The sequence below is a fragment of the Enterococcus sp. DIV0901a genome, from assembly GCF_051711525.1.
In the GTDB taxonomy this organism is placed as follows: Bacteria; Bacillota; Bacilli; order Lactobacillales; family Enterococcaceae; genus Enterococcus_B; species Enterococcus_B faecium.
This window is the reverse complement of record NZ_JBIOMW010000001.1, coordinates 342,004-362,142: the sequence shown is the minus strand read 5'-3', so window position 1 is coordinate 362,142 and position 20,139 is coordinate 342,004. Positions and strand designations below refer to the sequence as shown.

Sequence of the window (20,139 nt, the reverse complement as noted above, 5' to 3'; positions counted from 1 at the left end):
GAAGCGAAATGACTGATAAATTTTCACGCTGGTCCACCCTTTTTTCTCAAAACCTTAGCCGTGACTGGAAAAAGATCCTGATATGGCTAGTCGGAGTCACTGCTTTTTCTGGTGGCTTTGTCCCCGCATTTGAAGAATTGACTTCCGGACAAGGATTAGCTGGATTATACGAAACCTTGCAAAATCCAGCAATGATTGCAATGGTCGGACCAACTCCAGCTTCGAATGCTGCTGAGTATACTTTAGGAGCGATGTATGCAAATGAAATGTTGCTTTTTTGCAGTTTGTTTGCTGCTGTGATCTCTGTTTTACACGTGGTGAGCCAAACGAGAAAAAAAGAAGAACTTGGTCTGATTGAACTTATTCGTTCCTTTCGAGTCGGACGTCAAGCAAACTCTTTAGCTGTCATCGCTGAAAGTATTCTGATCAATTTGCTTTTAGCAATATCGATCAGCTGTACGATGATTTTTTTCCAAGCAGATTCGATCACTGCAGAAGGTGCTTGGCTTTTTGGGCTATCTGTAGGTAGTATGGGGATTTTGGGGAGTGCCGTTGCACTGTTTGCTGCACAACTGATGCCAAGTTCAGCCAGTTCGAATGGTCTGTCTTTAGCGTTTTTAGGTGGACTTTACCTTCTACGAGCAATAACAGATGTAGCTGATTCCTCCCTTTCGATGTGGAATCCTTTAGGCTGGTCTTATTTGACCTATCCATTTACATCTAACAACTGGATTCCTTTGCTTTATTTGTTTTTGTTCAGTCTAATCTTGATAATCAGTTCATTTGTTTTAGAGGAACATCGAGACTTGAACACCGGCTATATCCCCGAACGTGAAGGAAAACCGTATGCTAAACGTTCTCTTTTATCCTTGCGTGGTTTATTATTCTATCTAAATAAAGGGATGACAATCAGTTGGCTTATCACTTTTGGTTTGATGGGGGCGGCATACGGCTCTATCTACGGGAATATGCAACAGTTTTTAGAAAGTAACGACTTAATGAAACAGATGTTTATCCAATCTGGCGTCTCAATTGAAAAAAACTTTACAAGCACGATCATGGTCGTCTTGATTTGTCTAGCTGCTATTTTACCAATTGCTAGCATCAATCGTTTATTTACAGAAGAAACCCACGGACGTATGAATCAGCTGTTCGCAACAAAAATTTCTAGGAACCAACTTTATTGGACCAATATGTTACTAGCTATTCTATTTGCTATATTGGCAATCCTGATTAGTTCTGGTGCACTAGGGCTTTCTGCTTTGGCTTCGATGAAGGATGCGAAAGACATGGATCTATTGATGTTTCTTAAAGCCGGGTTCAATTTCCTGCCTGCCGTTTTAGTGTTTATCGGAATTAGTGGCTTTCTATTCGGATGGCTTCCTCGAATGGGTAAACTTGCTTATATCTACTTAGCTTACTCCTTTGCACTCAATTACTTTGGCGGAATTTTGGATTTACCAGAATGGTTTTCCAAAACAGCTGTCCCTAGCTGGGTTCCACGGATGCCAAACGATTCTTTTGATCTTTCCGTGTTCCTTACGTTATCATGTATCAGCCTTGCACTGTTCGTCCTTGGTTCTATTGGTTATAGGCGAAGAGACTTACTAGAAGGATAATAAAAAAGCATGTACAATTTCATGCTAGCCTCCAAATCTGGGTCAAAAATCCAACATTTGGAGGTCATTTTTTTATTTACAAGTCTTCTAACTGCTCTTTATCAATGATCCAGACTTCTCGATTCTTTCTTTTTACATAACCATTCTCCTCTAATAATTTAAATTTTCTAGATAAAGTTTCGGGGGTCGTACCGATAAATGCAGCAAGTTCTTTCATTTTCATTGGCAGGAAAAAGTGATCCTTCCCTGTCGCTTTAGCTAAGTCAAGCAGATAGACAGCGACTCGTTCTTCTACTTTTTCCATCATCAAAAAAGTTGTCTGCTGCTGTACTTTTGTTAATTTCTCAACGTTGATTGCTAAAAGTTTCAGACTAAGGGCGGGATAATGCAGTAAGAGTTCCGAGAAATCTTTTTGTCTCAATACGCAAATTTCCGTTTTTTCTAGTGCTTCGCCAAATAAAGACTCATTTGGAACGCCTAGCAACTGGCTCTCTCCCTCATATCCGCCCGGCTCTATTACTCGTAAAAGCTGTTCCTTTCCGCTAGCAGATAATTGATACACTTTCATACTGCCGGAGGCCACGATCACTAATTGAGGTTCTCCATTCGGCGCAAGAATCTGTTCTCCTTTTTCCACATAGTGATGTTTGACAAGTGCGTGTACTTTTTCTTGATCTTGCTGTACTAAGTGATTGAACAAAGGAACAAATGAAACACATAAATGATCATGACTCATAATCTCTCCTCCTTCTAAACAGCTATTTCTAATAAAGAAACATAACTTCCCTTATTCCAACTGATAATTTTCTTTTATCATAGCATAAACGTCAAGCGAACCAGATACCAGCAAATAGAGTGGATTTCTTTTTGTCCCTTGCTTTATTTTCCTTCTTTTGAGACCTTAAGTAATTGATTCCTATCAATTTTTTAAATATTTACTTTTTGAATAATCAAAAACAAACCTTCACTCGCAAGCCGAGAGTAAGGTTTGTTTTTCGCATTGCTTATTTCGTGTTGCCTATTGAAATTTTTCCGCACCTAGCTTTTGATATAGTGGTGCTAGTTCTTGTAAGGTTTCAGCGGTTATTTGCTCAACGTGTTCGATTTCTTGCGGATAGAAGAATAGTTTACCCATTTGAAAGGTTCGGTCTCTCATCGCTTTTTTCAACTCTTCTTGTTTCTTTGTATCGGACAAATAGTCAGACAAAGCTAAGTGGTCGTCAAGTTCATGTTCTGGTTGCGGCCATATGTAATAATCCTTGATATCGACTGTTTTGCTCCACTCTTTCAGTATCGCAAGCAACTGGTTATACGCTGCAATGCTACCATATCGTTCTTCGCTTTTATAATGTTGGTACATCAAATAGATTTGGTATTGTTTTTGATTCAACAAAACTGCTAGACAGGCATTCTCGTCTTGACGAGATTCGCTTCGGTACGCGCTCCAAAAATGACTGCGTAAATTCCAGCCATTCGTCCAGCTTTCGATTTTAGGTTTGCTCATGCCGTACATATCAGGCAAAAGTGCAGCTGTCTGGAGCTGAATCTCTTTCCATTTTTGCCAGTGTTCTTTATATTCTTTCTTGATTTGTTCGATCTTATCTGTTGGATGGCTCTCTTTGAGCTGTTTGAATGCGTAGATTGGTCGATCAAACAACTGATAATCTGATTTTCCAAGCTCCATTGTTTCGCCTCTTTCCGTTATCTTTTGTATTCTACCTGAATTTTGCGATATGGACAAATAGAGGTTGTGAAAAAGCTGTTCTGCATCAAGTCATAAGAACAGCCAAACAAAAAACTGCGATGAGCATCACCGCAGTTTTATTGAACTTAAGGTTGATTGATCACATCTAAAAGCGTTGAAAATAAAATGGCACTAGAAGCAGCTCCTGGGTCGATATGTCCGATTGCACGCTCTCCTAGATAGGAAGCTCGTCCTTTTTTAGCTACCAAGTCTTTGGTGTGTTCTTTTGCCTGGTCAATGATTTCTTTTGTTAAATTCCCTGCCTTCAATGCCTCTGTGACTGGCAGCCAAACATCTAACATCGTTTTATCGTCAGCTTCTGCCTTTCCTCGGCTTTGAATACCCGCTGTTCCCTGCTCGATCACTTCTCCTAATTTTTCTTGAGAATCAATAGAATCGACCTCTTTTGTCGCTTTCATCATGTTCATGAATGCAGATCCGTATAACGGACCAGAAGCCCCACCGACTTTCGATATCATCGCCATAGAGAATACTTTGAATGTATCGCTGATTGTTTCAGGATGATCGGCTTGAAAAGCTTCTTCATAAGCTAAAACCCCTCTTCCCATGTTATTTCCATGGTCTCCATCGCCAATCGGGGTATCTAGATCACTGAGATATTGTTTGTTCTGATTGATTGCCTCTGCAAATTGCGTGAGCCATTCTTGGATTTCTTGAACGGTTAGTTTCATATTATCACCCTTTTATCTTGAGATTTTTTACCATGAAATCGTCTGTACATTGCTTTCTAAAGAATCTTTCCATTGTGTCTCCGTCAAGTCGATCAGTGTTAGAGAAAGACCTTGCATATCTAGTGAGGTCATAAAATTACCGACTTTTCGGAAAACTACATTGACGCCTCTTTCTTCCAACAGAGCTAAAACATCATTCATGAACACGAACTGTTCCATCAAAGGCGTCCCGCCCATTCCGTTGACTAGTACACCTGCTTCTTTTGGTAAATTCGAGTAATCATCTAAAATCTTAGTAACAAGTTCCTTTGCCAGTACTTTAGAAGGCTGCATCTTTTCTCGACGATAGCCTGGCTCACCGTGGATACCAACACCGTACTCAATCTCATCTTCTCCCAGTTCGAATCCTGGTTTCCCTACTTCTGGTACAGTTGCTGCTCGAAGCGCTACACCGATCGTCTTAGTTGCCTGTACGACCTTTTCTCCCAGTTCTTTCAACTCTGCTAGGGAAGCACCGTTTCTTGCTGCATCGCCCACGATTTTGTGTACAAGAACAGTACCTGCGACTCCGCGTTTTCCGGCAGTATACGTACTATTTTCAACGGCGATATCATCATCTACGATCACACTTTCTACTTCAATATCGTCCATAGCAGCTAATTCCTTTGCCATATCGAAGTTCAATGCATCCCCTGTATAATTCTTAACGATCAGCAAAACTCCTTTTCCACTATCCGCTTCCTTGATAGCCGTTTGAATCTGATCTGGAGTTGGAGAAGTAAACACATCACCAAGCACTGCTGCACTTAACATCCCTTCCCCTACAAACCCGGCATGGGATGGTTCATGTCCGCTTCCTCCACCAGAAACCAAACCAACTTGTTCCGCTTTCTGATTCTTGGCTACAACACGGGAAGATTCTACACGATGAACAAGTTCTGGATAGCTTTTTACTAATCCTTCCAGCATTTCTTCGACAATATTGCTTGGATCATTCATGATTTTTTTCAATTTATTCCCATCCTTTCTTTCCGGCATTTTGTGCTTCTGTTAAGATTTGCTGAGTATCATCTGTTATACCAGCAGTGATGGCTGCTGCAAAAGCTCCTTCCACTAAAGGCGCATCCACCAGATGATAACGTTGCTGCTGTTCTTCTTCCAACATGTCTTTTGCCAGTTCCGAATTCAATACCGCGCTGCCGATATCCGCAAAAACAAAATAACTAGCTGCATCACTTGATTCATTGACAGCTTCTACGATTTTCATCGGGTCTGATCCGATCTCGCCATTTATTCCGCCGAGAGAAAAAATTTGCACCTCTTCGGATTTTTGCATCTGCTCAATCATTTCTTTAATACCATCTGTTACTTTTTGACTATGAGAAATAAGCAAAATACTTTTTTTCACAAGAATCTTCCTTTCTTTTACATAGTTGCTAACGATTGGTTTCGCTTTCATCAATGAACAATTCAAGTATATAATAAATTTCTAATTTTGGGAAAATATGTGTAGTGCTTCTTGAAGTTTGTTATACTTTAATTAAAAGAGAGGAGTGATCGAATGATTACAACAACAACGAACAGTGTAGAGGGAAAAGCCGTAGTAGCTTATAAAGGGATCGTTTTTGGTGAGGTCATTACTGGGATCCATGCATTTAAAGACTTGGAGGCGGGGTTGCGAAATATCTTTGGCGGCCGCTCAAAAAGCTATGAAAACGAACTAATGGGTGCAAGAGAAGAAGCACTTGCCGAAATGGCCGAACGTGCAAAAGCATTAGGAGCTGATGCGATCATTGGCGTAAAAATGGACTATGAAGTATTAGGCAGCGACAATGGCATGCTGATGGTCACATGTAGTGGAACAGCTGTCTCCACGAGATAAGTAGGGGACAGCTGTTTTAATAACTAAAGAGAGATGGGACATGTAGTGGCACTCAAGAATTAGATTTTTCAGTCTAACTTCGAGGTACTCTACCTTCCCATCCTCTCTTTTTTATTTCTTTTTGCGGATGATTCCGTAAGCTGCTGCGACTAACACACCCGCCCCTGCTAAGGAATAACTGACAGAAGCTGTTTTTTCATTTGTTTTTGGCAAAGTCTGACTTGTTGATTTGGATGGCTCTGTCGTTTGCTGAACTGTTTCTGTCGTGCTTCCAGAGGTCACTGATTTTTCTCCTGCCGAATGCAAAATATCTTTTATTCGTTGGAAACTAGCTGCTAAGTCAGCTTTTTTTGCTTCAAAATCATTAGCAACTGTTTGCGCTTCGCTGATCTTTCCATGGATCGCTTGACTGGCCGCTGTGATATCCGCTTGAGTTTGACTTAGCTTTCCAGAAGCTGTTTGAGCAACCTGATCTAATTGTTGATTGAATTCTTTTGCTTGTTGGATCTTCCCGTCAAGATCTGTTTGGACAGCTTCCGCTTTTGCTTTCGCTTCAGCAAGCTTTTTCTCAAGTTGTGCACGGTCATTTCCCGCTTTATTTTTAAGATCAGCTAAATCTTGATCGATTGCTGCTTGGTCTTCTTTCAATTTGTTTTTTGCAGCCTCTAATGCTTCTTCGAGTTCTTTTCTTTTATTTTCCAAGTCTTGCAAATGATCGATTGGGTCAGAAGAGGTAGAACTATTCGTTGATGTATCTTCTGAAGACGAAATCGTTTCTCCTGAATTATCTGTCGGTACATTGGAAGTCATTTCTGTTTCCGAGGCACCGTTCTCAGCACCAGAAGAGCTTATAGTTGTTGAAGGCTCTGTTTGAGCAGGTTCAGAAGTTTCTGCAAAAGCTGTGTGTCCGAAGAAGAAAATACCGGAAACAGCAATCGGCCAGATTAACGGCTTCATTCTTTTTTTCATCACTTTTCCCATCCTTACTACTTTTTAACTAATTTCTTATTATAAGCAAAAATGTCTGGAAGAACCATAAACACAACAGGCTGTTTGTCTAAAAAACGGTGCATCTTTTATTTTTTTGTACGTTCCGGACTTTTCCATGTCCCGCTTCCATAACCTAAAATCGTTTTGACTGCTGGAATGAAAGTCGTCACGATCGTTATCGCGTTCACTATCCAGAACAAAAGCATATATAGTGGTGCGAAAAGAAGGTATTTCAATTTTCTTCGTCGATCATCTACAATCAGCGAAGCTAGCAACTGGAAAAATCCTGCGACCATTTCAAAGCAGATGAACACAAAACTGAATGTAAAAGTAATATAAATCTGTTCGTAGTTTCCTTGATATACATAATGCCCGATTAATCCAGCAAAAAGAACTACGGAAATACAAAAGAATATTGACCAGACAATACTCAATGTTTGATCAATGAAGATGATCGTTCTTCCAATATGTTTAAAAGGATGGAGCATCACTTTTTTGAAATTCGTCAGCCAGACTTCTGTTCCACCTTTTGCCCAACGTTTTCTTTGTCGATATAGCATCTTCAACGTCACAGGTACTTCCATGAAAAAGATAATCTCAGGAGCAAAAACAGATAACCAGTCATTTAACTGATGATCCCAAGCAATACTGATGTCTTCCGTCGCTCGATCTTGTCTGAATCCGCCCACATCGATCAAGGCTTCTTTTCGATACATCGTATTTGCTCCACTGTACGCATAAAGACCACCGAAAACAGCTGACTGTGTTCGTTTAATGATGCCCACGATACTTGAGAATTCAACCGTTTGAGATTTTGCAATCAATTTGGTACGATTTTGGACATCCATATTTGCAGTGACCGCAGCAATATGTCTTGCACCAGGGCGAATGAAATAATTCACATACCTAATCAGTGCATCTGGCTCCGGTACCGTGTCTGCATCATTGCTTAAAATCAATTTCCCTTTTGCAAAGGCAAGTCCGATATTAAACGCGTGGGCTTTTCCTTTATTTTTTTCGATCCGAACCACACGAAGATTAGCGTATTTTTTCATCAGTCTAGCTAATATTTCTGGTGTTTGGTCCGTTGAACCATCGTCTGTCACTAATACCTCATAGTTGTGATAATTCAATTTCGTCATCAAATACTCGATTGTATCTTCGATCACAATTTCTTCATTATGGGCTGGCACCATGATCGTGATGAACGGTTCGACACTCAAGGGAACATCTACCCATTCTTTTTGCTTATGTTTGTATAAAAACACATAACACCAGACACCAATAAACCATACAAATCCGCCTAAAATCGGATAAGAAACGAGAAAAAAATACATAATAGACAAACAAGTATCTAAGAATAAATTACCTGTATGGGTGATTGAGATCATTTCAGTTCCACCCCATTTTCTTTATACAAATCTGCAATGAATGTCGTATCTAGATTTTTCTCTTCGGAGACAGAATAAAAACGGACCGTTTCTCTCTCTTCTTTTGTTCCAAAACGTTCCGTATACACTTCTTCAAGTAATTCTTGTCTTTTTTTCAATTTTTCATCTTCATATTCAAAAGATTTATTTACTTTTTTGTATAGATTTCGATTGTTCCACCTAGTCAATACAAATGAGGTAATCAGGAAACTGAAAAAAATCAATACAAAAAAGCCGATTAAGAAATACAGCATTTTCTTTTCTGATAAAAAAGCGTACAAGGAAAAATCCTTGGCTCTTTCTGGTCTCGTTAATGGGAAAAACACCCATATAAAAGGAAGAACAACGATCATCCATCCTAAAAGAGCCACTAACGTTTGCCAAATCTTTAACCAGTAATTACCTTTTGAAAAATACTTATCTTTCACCAAAATTGATGCAACTTCTTCTCTTGTTACTTTTTTCATATCCTCACCTCACGTTTTTTTGTTACGACGTAGGAGTTTACCATACATTTCATTTCTTTTCACATAAAGTGTTCCTAAATTTTTCCTAAGAAAAAGAACAAAACATTTCTCATCAGCAAATGAAAAATATTTTGTTCTTTTTATCAGTTGTTCTTTTTATTTTTTATCTCTTAATTATGTTGCTCTTTCCAATACGACAATGCTTTTCATTCCTCTAGATATCGCCGTGTACATTTGTCTGCGTCTTCTTTGCTCATCTCCATCGTTTTCAAATGGATATAAGATTACATGATCAAATTCCAGTCCTTTTGCTAGACTCAAAGGAATGATTTGGCAGTTTTCTAATCCATATGAATTTTTTTTAATCGATTCTTGTAGCGTTTGGGTTTCCTCTTCTGTTTGGGTGATAACTGCCGCTTTTTCTCCTTTTAGAGAAACCAAAATCTCAGCTAGTATTTTCAACAATTCTTCAGAGGATCGAAAAGAGCGGTATTCGGGTTCTTTTCCTTGCGGTCGGATCGATACGATGTCGATCTTCTCTTGATCCACAGCATAGGTTTTGAAAAGCTCTGTGATTGCTCCGCTAGAACGGTAACTATTTCTAAGATCATACCGATGGATCGGCAGATGGTAGTCGTCGAAACAACGCATAATATCAGCAAAAGTAGTGGAAGAATTAAAGATTGCCTGATTCTCGTCACCTACTAAAGTAAAGTGAGTTTTTGGAAATAATTCGATCAATAGACCTAATTGTGCCAGGGTATAATCTTGTACTTCATCAATCAATAGATAGCGAAATGCTGGTACATTTACCTTTTCAACAAGTAAATGACGAATAGCTAATATAATGACTGCTTCATCAACAGTACGTGTGGGTTGCCAAGCATAAGCTGAGCCATATCGCTTTTCATAAATTCTTTCAAACAACTGGTGCTCAGCCACCCATGCCATTTCTTCGATTTGTCTGGTTATTTTTCGATATTTTTTTTGTAAAAGTTTCCTTGCATAAGCTGCAATACTTTGTTCCGAATCATCAGAAATCAATTTACCGAATAATTCCAACTGCCTATCTTCTGTCAACGAGAGTACCTGATTCTGCACAGCAGGACTTTTTGCTTGTTTCAAAAGATGATTCTTCCATTCGCTCATCAGTGCCTTTTTCGTTGCTTGAAGCCTATCGATCAATTTAGGATGAGCAGGAACTTTCTCATATATTTTTTCGATCGTTTTTTTAGAAAGGACTGTTTTTCCATTTTTAGTAAGTCCACGGATAAAATTCGGATGATCTAAAAACAAAGGATCTGATTGTTTTAGATTATCGATAAACTTTTTGCTACGCAAACGTTCTGTCTGCTCCGATACATTTTCTCCCGTGATACGTTTGAAATAAGCCTCTTCACCTTCTATTTCCTCTGCTGAAAGCTGTGAAACCAGCTGTATGATGGTTAGATTCAGTGGATTTCTTTCACCTAATGATGGTAGGACATTCGAAATATAGTCGATAAACCGATGATTAGGTGATAGAATCAGCAAGTCATCGGATGTCATCGTATCTCGATATAAATAGAGCAGATACGCAATACGCTGCATGATAGCAGAGGTTTTACCACTTCCTGCTACGCCATTTACCAAGATATTTTGACTTTTCACATCCCGAATGATTGTGTTTTGTTCCGATTGGATCGTAGCAGTGATAGCCTTCATTTCATTGGTCTCATCTTGACCTAACACTTCTAATAACACATCGTCTTGGATAGCTACAGACGTATCAAAAAACTTGACCAAACGATCTCTTTCCAAAATAAATTGTCGTCTTTCTTTGATAACCGTATCGATTTTATTTTGCCGAACCGTATAAGAAGACGGACCAATCATGTTATTGTAAAAAAGTTCGGCAATTGGTGAACGCCAATCATAAACAAGATTTTCATCTGCATCATCTGTGAAATTTGCTGTACCGATATAAAAGGATTCTTTTGGCTCATTATCCAGAAAGTCTACAACGACTTTTCCAAAGTAGGGACTTTTCAACAAACGTTCGATCTTTGCCAGCTGATTTTCTGCGTTTTTCTGTTTGATATTCATCTGATCGATTTCTCTATTTTTCATTTCAATCATCGAAAAAGTATCCAAATTATCTAAATAACTGTCAAAATTCAATCGAAGATCGCCAGCCATTTCTTTCAGCGACTGGTTTCCTTCTATTTTTGCCGTATCCATCGATTCACGCAGTTCGTTTTTTTTATCGAGTAACTTTTGATACACGTTCTTCAGATATGCTTCTTCTAACTGCTTTTGTGTGTTGACCATACACATTCTCCTCTTTTTTAAAGTGGTGGAACCGATTAGTCTACCTCTTTTAAGAGTCGAATGCAAGCTTTTTAACGAGTATTATTTGTTAGGATATATCAGTTCTTCTGGTCGGACAGTTTGATATAAAGAAAATGCACCATCAAGGTTTTTTACGTGGTAGCCAGACTGCTTCAAGATTCTTTCCGCTAGATAGCTACGTAATCCACTATGACAGCTGACGATATATTCTTGCTGGCTGTCTAATTCATCTAATCGGTCCCGAAGTTCATTCAAAGGGATATGTTTGGCTTCCTTGAATTTGCCTTTTTCCAATTCTTCTGCTGTTCGCACATCTAATAAAATTTTTCCTTTTGCTAATTCTGTCGGCAATTCATGCCATTGTACGGTTTCACTAAGCCCTTCTGCAATATTCATTGCTGCATATCCTAGCATGTTTACTGGATCTTTGGCTGAGCCAAATGGCGGTGCATACGTCAATTCTAATTCCGGTAAATCGAAGATCGTCAAATGCCCTTTGATTGCTGTTGCTAAAATATCGATCCGTTTATCCACACCTTTTGCCCCAACACCTTGTGCACCATAAATCTCGCCAGTCTCTGGATGGAAGATCAACTTCAGTAAAATATCTGTTGCTTCTGGATAATAGCTTGCATGATCTTTTCCTGACACATGAACGACTTCAAAAGACAGCTCGTTTTCTTTGGCTGTTCTTTCACTTAATCCGGTGGATGCGGCAGTCATTCCAAACGTTCGTATAATTGCTGTTCCAATACCGCCTTGATTTCTTCGAGAAATTCCGGAAATCGTGTCCGCAACTTGTCTACCTTGACGATTGGCTGGTGAAGCAAGAGAAATAAGTGCATCTTTTCCAGTGATTTGCTGTTTTACAACGATAGCATCCCCCACCGCATAAATATCAGGAATATTCGTTTGATATCGTTCGTCTACTAGGATACCCCCGCGTATACCTAATTCGATTCCAGCAGTCACTGCTAGCTGGTTATCAGGACGAACACCAATGGATAAAATAACTAAATCAGCAGGGATGGTATGCCCATCATCCAGTCGCAATCGTTTCCCGTGGTCTTCAAATCCAGCGACAGCATGAGAAGTAATCACTTCTACTCCTTGATGAGACAATTCTTTTTCTATAAAAGCTGCCATTTCTTCATCCAGTGTCGGAAGAATATGTGGTGCTTGTTCGATCACCATGACTTCTAAACCTATTCTTTTTAGGTTTTCTGCCATTTCCAATCCGATGAATCCTGCACCAACGATCACGGCACGCTTTGGCTGTTTTTCTAATGCATGCATCACTTTATCGATATCTGGTACATTTCTAATAGAAAAAACATTGTCGGCTTCTGTTATCCCTGGAATCGATGGAACAACTGGTTTTGCACCAGGAGATAAAACCAATGCATCGTACTGTTCAATGTGTTTTTGACCCTCATGTACGACTTCTACCGTTTTGTTTTCGGGAAAGATGGCTGTCACTTCATGATTTGGACGCACATCTAAACAAAAACGAGCGGATAATGATTCTGGCGTTTGGACAAGAAGATTTTCCCGTTCACTGATTTCTCCCGAAAGATAATAAGGCAAGCCGCAATTTGCAAAAGAAACATACGGTCCTTTTTCAAAAACAACGATTTCTGCATCTTCCATTAATCGGCGAAGCCGTGTAGCAGCAGACATTCCACCTGCTACACCTCCGACAATAACGATTTTCATCTTATTTCCCTCCTACTGTTCGATCAAACCATTGATTCATGCCACCACGTACATTCACTACATCATAACCAGATTTCTTTAATTCTTTAGCTGCTTGTTTACTCCTCATCCCTGATTGACAAATCACATAGACGGTCTTTTCTTTGTCTCCATCATATCTGTTTATACTTTGTAATGGAACATTTTTAGCTCCTTTTATATGCCCACCCCGGTATTCTGCAGGTGTTCTAACATCAAGTAACGCTGGATTTTCCAAAAGCTTTTCCTTTAATTCTGGGACTGTTATCGATTTTATTGATTGAAATAGCAAATTCATTTTCTGCACCTCATTACATTTTTATAAATACCTCATGGGGTATATTAAACAGGAGCTTTATTAATATGTCAACCAGAATGACTCTTCATTTTTTTCACTACTTTTTATATTTGCATAAAATACCGATAAGGGGTATTATCTAATTATAAAAATAGAGGAGAATGTGTTATGGAGATTGATAATAAAAATATCCTGAACCGTTTGAAACGTACAGAGGGACAAATTCGTGGTATCCAAAAAATGATCGAAGACGAAAAAGAATGTATGGATGTCATCACTCAATTAAGCGCTGTTCGTTCTAGTATTGATCGCGTAATGGGCATGATCGTTGCAGATAATCTGAAAAATTGCTTTGAGAAACCTGATAGTAATCCAGAAGAACAAGCGGCTAAACTAGAGCAAGCGATCAAGATGATTATTAAAAAGTAAAGGAATGATTTCAATGAAAGTCGTTTTCCATATTGATGAATTAGAAAAATGGTCAGAAACAGGGAAAAACGTAAAAAACCTGATAAAAGCTTCTCCAGAAACGACGATTGTCGTATCTGTAAATGGCATCGCGATTACCGGTTATCTAGACTCTGCCAATGCAGAATTCTTAGATTTGCAAGGAGTCGTTTTTCACGCTTGCGCCAATGCTATGCGTGCTAATCATATTTCAGAAAGTTCTTTACCTGAACAAGTAATCGTTGTACCAGCAGGTGTCCTTGATTTAGTTGAACTGCAATCCCAAGGTTATGCTTATATCAAGCCTTAGTCAGTAGAGGTTGCGACAGAAGTGATCAGCTTCAAGAAATTTCGGCTTATTTTTCGAAGAAGCTACTTCTGGAAAACCGTGAATCAAAGGTTGTGAAAAAGCTGTCCTGCATCAAGTAATAAGAACAGCCAAACAAAAATAGCTTCTCATATTTTTCGTTTGGTTGGGCTTATTACCGCAGATGCAAGCTTTTGAACACCGTTTAAGGAAGAGGTTGTGAAATCAGCGGTTTGACCTAAGTATTAGAGAAAAAAACGGGAAAATAGCTCCTCATATTTTGCCGTTTTTTGAGCTAATACCGAAGGTCAGCTGATTGAACACCGTTTAAGGAAGAGATTGTGAAAAAGTCGCTTAGTTTCGAGTATTAAGAAAAATTTTGTGAAAATGGCTTTCTACATTTTTGCATAAATTTGGCTTAATACCGAGAAACTAGCTTTTGAATACCGTTTAAGGAAGAGGTTGTAAAATCAGCGGTTTGACCTGAGTATTAGAGAAACAAACGGAAAAATAGCTGCTCATATTTTGCCGTTTTTTGAGCTAATACCGAAGGTCAGCTGATTGAACACCGTTTACCAAGAGGTTGTGAGCCTACCATTTAACTCCGAATCACAAGAAATAATTTCAAAAATAACTTCTCCTGTTTTTGGTTTGGTTGGCTTATTATCGAGAAGTAGCTACTGGGAGTCTATTTATCAAAAAAAGGAGTGCGACATAGGTCACACCCCTTTTTTATTTTCTTTGAAACATCTTTCGGTACTCGACAGCATACAAGACAAAAGATTGTAAAAAACCGTAAGTGATGACGGCAAAAATGACTCTCACCCACAGCATTGGTAATTCTGGGAAAAGCAGCAAAAGGATCATGCCAACATAGATGACAGCAGTCGCTACTTTGCCATACCACTTCGCTCCACTTAATTTGATATTTTTAGATAGCCCGATTAATCCAGCTACAAACATAAAGCCTTCTTTTATCAAGAATAGACCAAACAACAGCCAAAGCCACGGTCGATACCATGCCATAGACAAAATCAGAAAAAGTTGTGTCAATTTATCTGCAAACGGATCAAGCACCTTCCCTAAGTCTGTTACCTGATTATATCTCCGAGCAATGACCCCATCTAGATAATCAGACAAACCTGAGACAACAATGACCGCTCCTGCTATATAAAATGACTGTCTCAGCACAAAATAAAGATAAATCGGCAGCAAAAAAATACGGAATATCGATAAAAGATTCGGAATCGTTTGTATTTCTTTACGCCAGTCTGTGCTTAATTTCATTTTATCGCCCCACCTCCTCAGCACTCTTTTCTTTTTATTTTAGCTTACACGGGGAATAAAACCAATGATTTCACTGTTTTTATTTTTCTTTACAGCCACTGATATTATGAGCTAATTTGAGATAATCACTTGCTGTTTTCATCGTTTACTCTTCTTTCTTCCTGTCGTTTGCGCATTTCTTTTACTAGTACTTTATGAGCTTTTTTTGATCCTCGCTCTAGGTCACGCTGCCGTTTACGTGTTTTATAATCGATAAACAGACTGTCTAAATCGTAACCTGTCGGGTACAGATCTTCTGCTGAACACACCAGACGAACACGCTGACGAGGCACGTGGATTATTTTTTTGTCTAAATATACATCAATCGTATCTTCACCTATATCTTCATAAACTAACGCTTCTTTTTGGTATTCATTGACAAATATCCGATCACCTTTTGCAAAGAGCTGGCGTTCTTTTTTATTCTCCTTCCTATTTGTAACTGCTGTCTTAGGAGGAAATTCTTTTTTCTGTGTCCGATAGGCTTTTTCCGCCAAGTAACGCTCTGCTTGCTGGATCAATTTTATAGACATATCCATTTTATGAGCAATCCATAATGCCTGGCTTTCTCCTGTTTCTCCAACCCGCAATTGATATTTAGGCTGAAGTGCTTCCCGATCGAAAGCCATAGCAGCCGGCACAAAATCTTCATGATCTCCGGCGAATTTCTTGATTTCTCCATAATGGGTCGTGGCAATGATCAATGCCCCTTGCTCATACATAGATTCCATGATTGCGATAGCTAGTGCAGCCCCTTCATTTGGCTCTGTTCCACTACCAATCTCATCCAAAAGTACCAATGTATTCCTTTTTATCTTTTTCAAAATAGCAGCGATGTTTTGCATATGACCAGAAAATGTACTCAACGCATTTTCTAAATTTTGGTGATCACCGATATCGACGAAAACCTCATCAAAGACTGCAAGCTCCGTCCCTTCTTTTGCCGGAACTTGCATGCCGAACATCGCCATCAAAGTCAATAAACCGACCGTCTTCAACACGACTGTTTTGCCGCCGGCATTTGCTCCGGTGATAATCAAGCCTCGATAGTCTTTACCGATTTCAACATCCAATGGTACCGCATGATCAGGTAAAAATGGATGTCTGCCTTGTTTGATGACGATATGTTCTGATTTATTGATTTTAGGCGTGATCCCATTGATTTCTCGGCTAAATTTTGCCCGAGCAAAAATGATATCTAATACCGTCATCGTTTCGATCAATAAGTCGATTGCTTCTTCATTTTCTGCAATAGCACCAGTCAATGCAGCCAGAACTTGATATTCTTCACTGATTTCTTCAGCTTTTAACAACTGATAGTGTTCATTCAATTTAGAAATCACAGTTGGTTCAATAAAAACCGTCGTTCTTTTATTTGATTCATCGATAATCGTTCCATCTATTTTATTTTTATAGCTGGCTTTGATAGGAATCGTATAGTATTCGCCTTTTTGAACAATCATTGCTTCTTGGATCATTTCTTTGTTTTTCGGATGACGCAAGAATTTCAGTAATTTTGACTGGATTTCTTTTTCGATTAGTTGTAATTGTTTGCGTACTTTACGCAAATTACGTGACGCGTCGTCACTGACTTTATTATTTTTTATTTTCTGGTCAATCAACTCTTCTACATTTATCAAATCAGGAAGATGTTTGCTATAAGCAAACAACAAGGGTGTCTGGTATTGATTCTTATCAAAAAACTTTGTGATCATCCGACTGCTTCTAAGAAAATCCGCATATTCGATCAAATCGGTTGGCTGCAGAATCAACCCTTTTTTGACTTGTTCTGTCAGTGCATCGATCCTCGGCAACCCCATAAATGGAACATGCTGACTGCTTTCTAAGATCAAGCGTGCTTCTCTTGTTTCTTCTTGACGATCCAAGACAGTTTGTAGGTTTGTCGAGACCGTCATATCGCTGATTCGTTTTTTGCTATAGTTTCCAATTGCTCTTGCTTGGATTTCCTTTTTGATCCGATCAAATTGTAATTGACTAATCATTTCGTTGTCCATATTCTCTCCTTTTCTTGAAGAGATACCTGTCCCAAAATAAATAAGGGCCTAGAGATAAATAAAAGGATAGAACACAGCTTAAAAAAGTCATGTCCTATCCTTATTAGAATACAAAGATATTGTTTTCCTGACAGGTACCGTTTCATAAGCACACCAAATAAACTTTGTTTATTGGCTATTCGACTTACTGATTAGATACCAGCTACACTCACAAAACATACCCCATTCTTCTAGGTCTTATTTATTTTCCACTTAACTATAGCAAGACACATTTTGGTTGTCAAACTTTAGTATGTTTTATAGATTTACACCATTAATGAATAGACACCTACCGCGATAATTGCTCCGATCATTGGACCTGCGATTGGTACCCATGAATATGCCCAATCTGAAGTTCCTTTATTAGCTATTGGCAATACCGCATGTGCTAATCGAGGACCAAAGTCCCGAGCAGGGTTGATTGCATATCCTGTTGGCCCTCCTAATGAAAGACCGATGGCTAAGATCAATCCACCTACAGCGAATACGTTCGTTCCAGGTGCAAATTCGTTTTGTCCAAAAGCTAGCAACCCAAGAACTAATACAAATGTACCAATTAATTCTGTGATCACATTTGCTGGATAATTCCGTATAGCAGGACCTGTTGCAAACGTTCCTAAAATCGCGCTTTCATCTTTCGTTGCATTCCAATGTGGCAAATAAGAAAGCCAAACAAGAATGGCCCCTGCAAAAGCTCCTAAAACTTGCGCAATGATGAAAGGAACGACAAGATTCCAACTAATTGCCCCTGTCATCGCCATAGCTAGAGAGACTGCAGGATTCAAATGAGCTGGGCCCATGAATCCAGAAATATAGACAGCCATTGTTACAGCGAGTCCCCAACCAAATGCGATGACAATCCAGCCAGAAGCCTGTGCTTTACTTTTGTTTAAATTCACAGCCGCACACACACCATCTCCAAGCAAAACTAGGATCAGTGTCCCAATAAACTCCCCCATGATTTGAGTCATATCACTGTTCATTTATTTCTCCCCCTTTAGTTCCCGCAGATCTGATTCTGCAATCAATGCTTCTAAACGTTTAGTCTGTTGCGCCTTCTCCTCTTCTGTCCATTCAAAATATCCAGCAATTGCATCGATCACAGGTTGCTTGATCTCATCAAGCTGATCTCGTTCAAACAACAGATGATTTGTACGACGAATGAGATAATCGCCTGGGGCCAAAACCATTTCTTCTTCTAAACCATAACGTAACCGAGCTGACTCAGCGAGACTCAAACCAGGATAAGGTGCCATTTCTTTTGCTAATTCAAAGATACGTCGGGCATTAGTCCCGTAAAAATCAGCGATATAAGTAGCATCTTCTTCCTCTAAACCGGCTGCTACTCCTTCTTTTGCTAATTCTGTCACTGTTTCTTCTAATTTAGTTGGATCGAAGTTTCCACCTGAAATCTGATATTTTTTAGAGTCGATTTCTTTCGTCTCTATTCCGTATTCTTCTTTTAATAATTGGCGTATCAATCGCAAAGCTCCTTCTGCCATCTTACGGTAATCGGTGATTTTCCCACCAGATAAAGTCAGCAAACCATCTGGTTCTCTTTCTAAAGAACTACCTCTGGAAATCGTAGAAGGTGCTTTTTCATCACGGCTGTTTTCCAAATGGTTCAACACGTCTTCTACTTCAGCACGAGAAACTTTGTTTTCCTTATATTCACTTACTGTATCGACAACTTTATTGAAGCTCTTGTCTGAAATCGATCCATTATCTCCACCATTGTAATCAGAACCAGAATTACCAATCAACAGTGGACGAAGTCCTGCCCAGCTTGCTTCGATATCATTCAATGTGATATTTGCTTCTGGATAGCGATGATTGATCACATCCAATAGATAATCTACATCTTCTTGTGTGACTTTCGGATCCGTAAAATCTCCTTGGTAATCCGTATCTGTCGTACCAAAGTAAGTCTTGTTTTCTCTTGGAATAGCAAAAACCATCCGCCCATCTTGCTTTCCTGTATCGAAGTATGTGGGTTGCGGTACAGGCAGTTTTTTCGCATCTACAACTAAATGGATCCCTTTAGTTGGACGCATTTTAGGAGAGACTGGACGCGTAAAATTCAAGTTTCGTACTTTATCTACCCAAGGACCACTCGTATTGATCACTAATTTTGCTTTGATTTCGATCACTTCATCTGTCAGCAGGTCACGAGCTTTGACGCCAACGATTTGATCGCCATCATATAAAAAGCCAACCGCTTTCATTTTACTTACTAGATAAGCCCCATCTTCGGCAGCCTTTTTGATATTATCAATCACTAAACGGGCATCATTGTTGCGGAAATCTAGATAGACACCCGCGCCTTTTAGCCCTTCTTTTTTCAAAAACGGTTCTCTTTCCAATACTTCTTCTGGTGTCAGCGTATAATTCTCATATTTGGTTCCTGTCACATTTGCCAGTTTGTCATAAAGGTCCATTGCTACTTTGACCGAGAACATATTGAAGGTTGTTGCTCCTTCGCCCTCATAGATTGGCAAAAGCATTGGATCTGGTTTTGGGATGTGTGGGGCAATACTTTGTACGACTGCACGTTCACCAACTGTGTCAGCTACTACTTCCACATCAAATGTCTTCAGATAACGAATACCGCCATGAACAAGTTTGGTCGAGCGAGAGGAAGTCCCTTCTGCAAAATCCTGCATTTCGATCAATCCTGTTTTGATTCCTGATGCTGCTGACTGGACTGCCACACCGGCACCAGTGATTCCGCCACCGATGATCAACAGATCCAATTCTTCTTGCTGCATTTTTTGAATGCTATCTTGTCTTGTCTTGTTTGAAAACATATGGATTTCCT

At 39.3% G+C, this 20,139-nt stretch carries 19 protein-coding genes; 4 read left to right on the top strand and 15 right to left on the bottom strand.

Annotated features, from left to right (window positions below; translation table 11 throughout):
* Nucleotides 1-8 precede the first annotated feature (8 nt).
* A complete protein-coding gene (locus IGL70_RS01765) occupies nt 9-1,619 on the top strand; it encodes an ABC transporter permease (protein WP_104857619.1) in 1,611 nt (536 codons plus the stop codon).
* A gap of 76 nt (nt 1,620-1,695) precedes the next feature.
* On the opposite strand, the gene IGL70_RS01760 is transcribed toward IGL70_RS01765, so the two are convergent.
* From IGL70_RS01760 to dhaM, 5 genes are all read right to left on the bottom strand, one after another.
* Nucleotides 1,696-2,355 (bottom strand): Crp/Fnr family transcriptional regulator, encoded by a 660-nt coding sequence (locus tag IGL70_RS01760; RefSeq protein ID WP_010718011.1) that lies wholly within the window; start codon nt 2,353-2,355, stop codon nt 1,696-1,698.
* Between the two features lie 282 nt (nt 2,356-2,637).
* Complete coding sequence (locus IGL70_RS01755) at nt 2,638-3,303, bottom strand: glucose-6-phosphate 1-dehydrogenase family protein (RefSeq protein ID WP_002289292.1); 666 nt, start codon at nt 3,301-3,303, stop codon at nt 2,638-2,640.
* 146 nt (nt 3,304-3,449) lie between these two features.
* Entirely contained in the window at nt 3,450-4,055 is a 606-nt protein-coding gene (gene dhaL, locus IGL70_RS01750; RefSeq protein ID WP_081156502.1) for a dihydroxyacetone kinase subunit DhaL, read from the bottom strand.
* 27 nt (nt 4,056-4,082) lie between these two features.
* Nucleotides 4,083-5,093 carry a dihydroxyacetone kinase subunit DhaK gene (gene dhaK, locus IGL70_RS01745; RefSeq protein ID WP_179189797.1) on the bottom strand — a complete coding sequence of 337 codons (1,011 nt, stop codon included), beginning with the start codon at nt 5,091-5,093 and terminating at the stop codon, nt 4,083-4,085.
* Nucleotides 5,068-5,463 carry a dihydroxyacetone kinase phosphoryl donor subunit DhaM gene (gene dhaM, locus IGL70_RS01740; RefSeq protein WP_002304157.1) on the bottom strand — a complete coding sequence of 132 codons (396 nt, stop codon included), beginning with the start codon at nt 5,461-5,463 and terminating at the stop codon, nt 5,068-5,070. The genes dhaK and dhaM overlap by 26 nt, the downstream gene beginning before the upstream one ends.
* A 153-nt stretch (nt 5,464-5,616) precedes the next feature.
* Between dhaM and IGL70_RS01735 the strand changes: the two genes are divergently transcribed.
* Complete coding sequence (locus tag IGL70_RS01735; protein ID WP_002289297.1) at nt 5,617-5,937, top strand: heavy metal-binding domain-containing protein; 321 nt, start codon at nt 5,617-5,619, stop codon at nt 5,935-5,937.
* Between the two features lie 111 nt (nt 5,938-6,048).
* On the opposite strand, the gene IGL70_RS01730 is transcribed toward IGL70_RS01735, so the two are convergent.
* From IGL70_RS01730 to IGL70_RS01705, 6 genes are all read right to left on the bottom strand, one after another.
* Nucleotides 6,049-6,906 carry an LPXTG cell wall anchor domain-containing protein gene (locus IGL70_RS01730; RefSeq protein WP_240186776.1) on the bottom strand — a complete coding sequence of 286 codons (858 nt, stop codon included), beginning with the start codon at nt 6,904-6,906 and terminating at the stop codon, nt 6,049-6,051.
* A 107-nt stretch (nt 6,907-7,013) separates the two neighbouring features.
* Nucleotides 7,014-8,318, bottom strand: coding sequence for a glycosyltransferase family 2 protein (locus tag IGL70_RS01725; protein ID WP_002294643.1), 1,305 nt, complete (start codon nt 8,316-8,318; stop codon nt 7,014-7,016).
* The gene (locus IGL70_RS01720) at nt 8,315-8,824 is read right to left on the bottom strand and encodes a hypothetical protein (RefSeq protein ID WP_002294644.1); all 510 of its coding nucleotides are present in this window, start codon (nt 8,822-8,824) and stop codon (nt 8,315-8,317) included. Before IGL70_RS01720 ends, IGL70_RS01725 begins: the two co-directional genes overlap by 4 nt.
* A 174-nt stretch (nt 8,825-8,998) precedes the next feature.
* Complete coding sequence (locus IGL70_RS01715; protein ID WP_104873864.1) at nt 8,999-11,134, bottom strand: HelD family protein; 2,136 nt, start codon at nt 11,132-11,134, stop codon at nt 8,999-9,001.
* A gap of 81 nt (nt 11,135-11,215) precedes the next feature.
* Nucleotides 11,216-12,871 (bottom strand): FAD-dependent oxidoreductase, encoded by a 1,656-nt coding sequence (locus IGL70_RS01710; protein WP_104857623.1) that lies wholly within the window; start codon nt 12,869-12,871, stop codon nt 11,216-11,218.
* A gap of 1 nt (nt 12,872) precedes the next feature.
* On the bottom strand, nt 12,873-13,187 hold the full coding sequence (locus IGL70_RS01705) for a rhodanese-like domain-containing protein (RefSeq protein WP_002294651.1): 315 nt from the start codon (nt 13,185-13,187) through the stop codon (nt 12,873-12,875).
* A gap of 168 nt (nt 13,188-13,355) precedes the next feature.
* On the opposite strand from IGL70_RS01705, the gene IGL70_RS01700 reads away from it, so the two are divergent.
* Both IGL70_RS01700 and IGL70_RS01695 read left to right on the top strand, forming a co-directional pair.
* Nucleotides 13,356-13,616 (top strand): metal-sensitive transcriptional regulator, encoded by a 261-nt coding sequence (locus IGL70_RS01700; RefSeq protein ID WP_002294653.1) that lies wholly within the window; start codon nt 13,356-13,358, stop codon nt 13,614-13,616.
* Nucleotides 13,617-13,629: 13 nt separating this feature from the next.
* Nucleotides 13,630-13,944, top strand: coding sequence for a DsrE family protein (locus tag IGL70_RS01695; RefSeq protein ID WP_002321527.1), 315 nt, complete (start codon nt 13,630-13,632; stop codon nt 13,942-13,944).
* Nucleotides 13,945-14,673: 729 nt separating this feature from the next.
* Here IGL70_RS01695 and IGL70_RS01690 read toward each other — a convergent pair.
* The 4 genes from IGL70_RS01690 to glpO form a co-directional block, all read right to left on the bottom strand.
* Nucleotides 14,674-15,228, bottom strand: coding sequence for a CDP-alcohol phosphatidyltransferase family protein (locus IGL70_RS01690; protein WP_104857907.1), 555 nt, complete (start codon nt 15,226-15,228; stop codon nt 14,674-14,676).
* 125 nt (nt 15,229-15,353) lie between these two features.
* Entirely contained in the window at nt 15,354-17,282 is a 1,929-nt protein-coding gene (locus IGL70_RS01685) for an endonuclease MutS2 (RefSeq protein WP_104873775.1), read from the bottom strand.
* A 305-nt stretch (nt 17,283-17,587) separates the two neighbouring features.
* The gene (locus tag IGL70_RS01680; protein ID WP_002292560.1) at nt 17,588-18,304 is read right to left on the bottom strand and encodes an MIP/aquaporin family protein; all 717 of its coding nucleotides are present in this window, start codon (nt 18,302-18,304) and stop codon (nt 17,588-17,590) included.
* Nucleotides 18,305-20,128, bottom strand: coding sequence for a type 1 glycerol-3-phosphate oxidase (glpO, locus tag IGL70_RS01675; protein WP_002294666.1), 1,824 nt, complete (start codon nt 20,126-20,128; stop codon nt 18,305-18,307). It lies immediately after the preceding gene.
* Between the last annotated feature and the right edge of the window lie 11 nt (nt 20,129-20,139).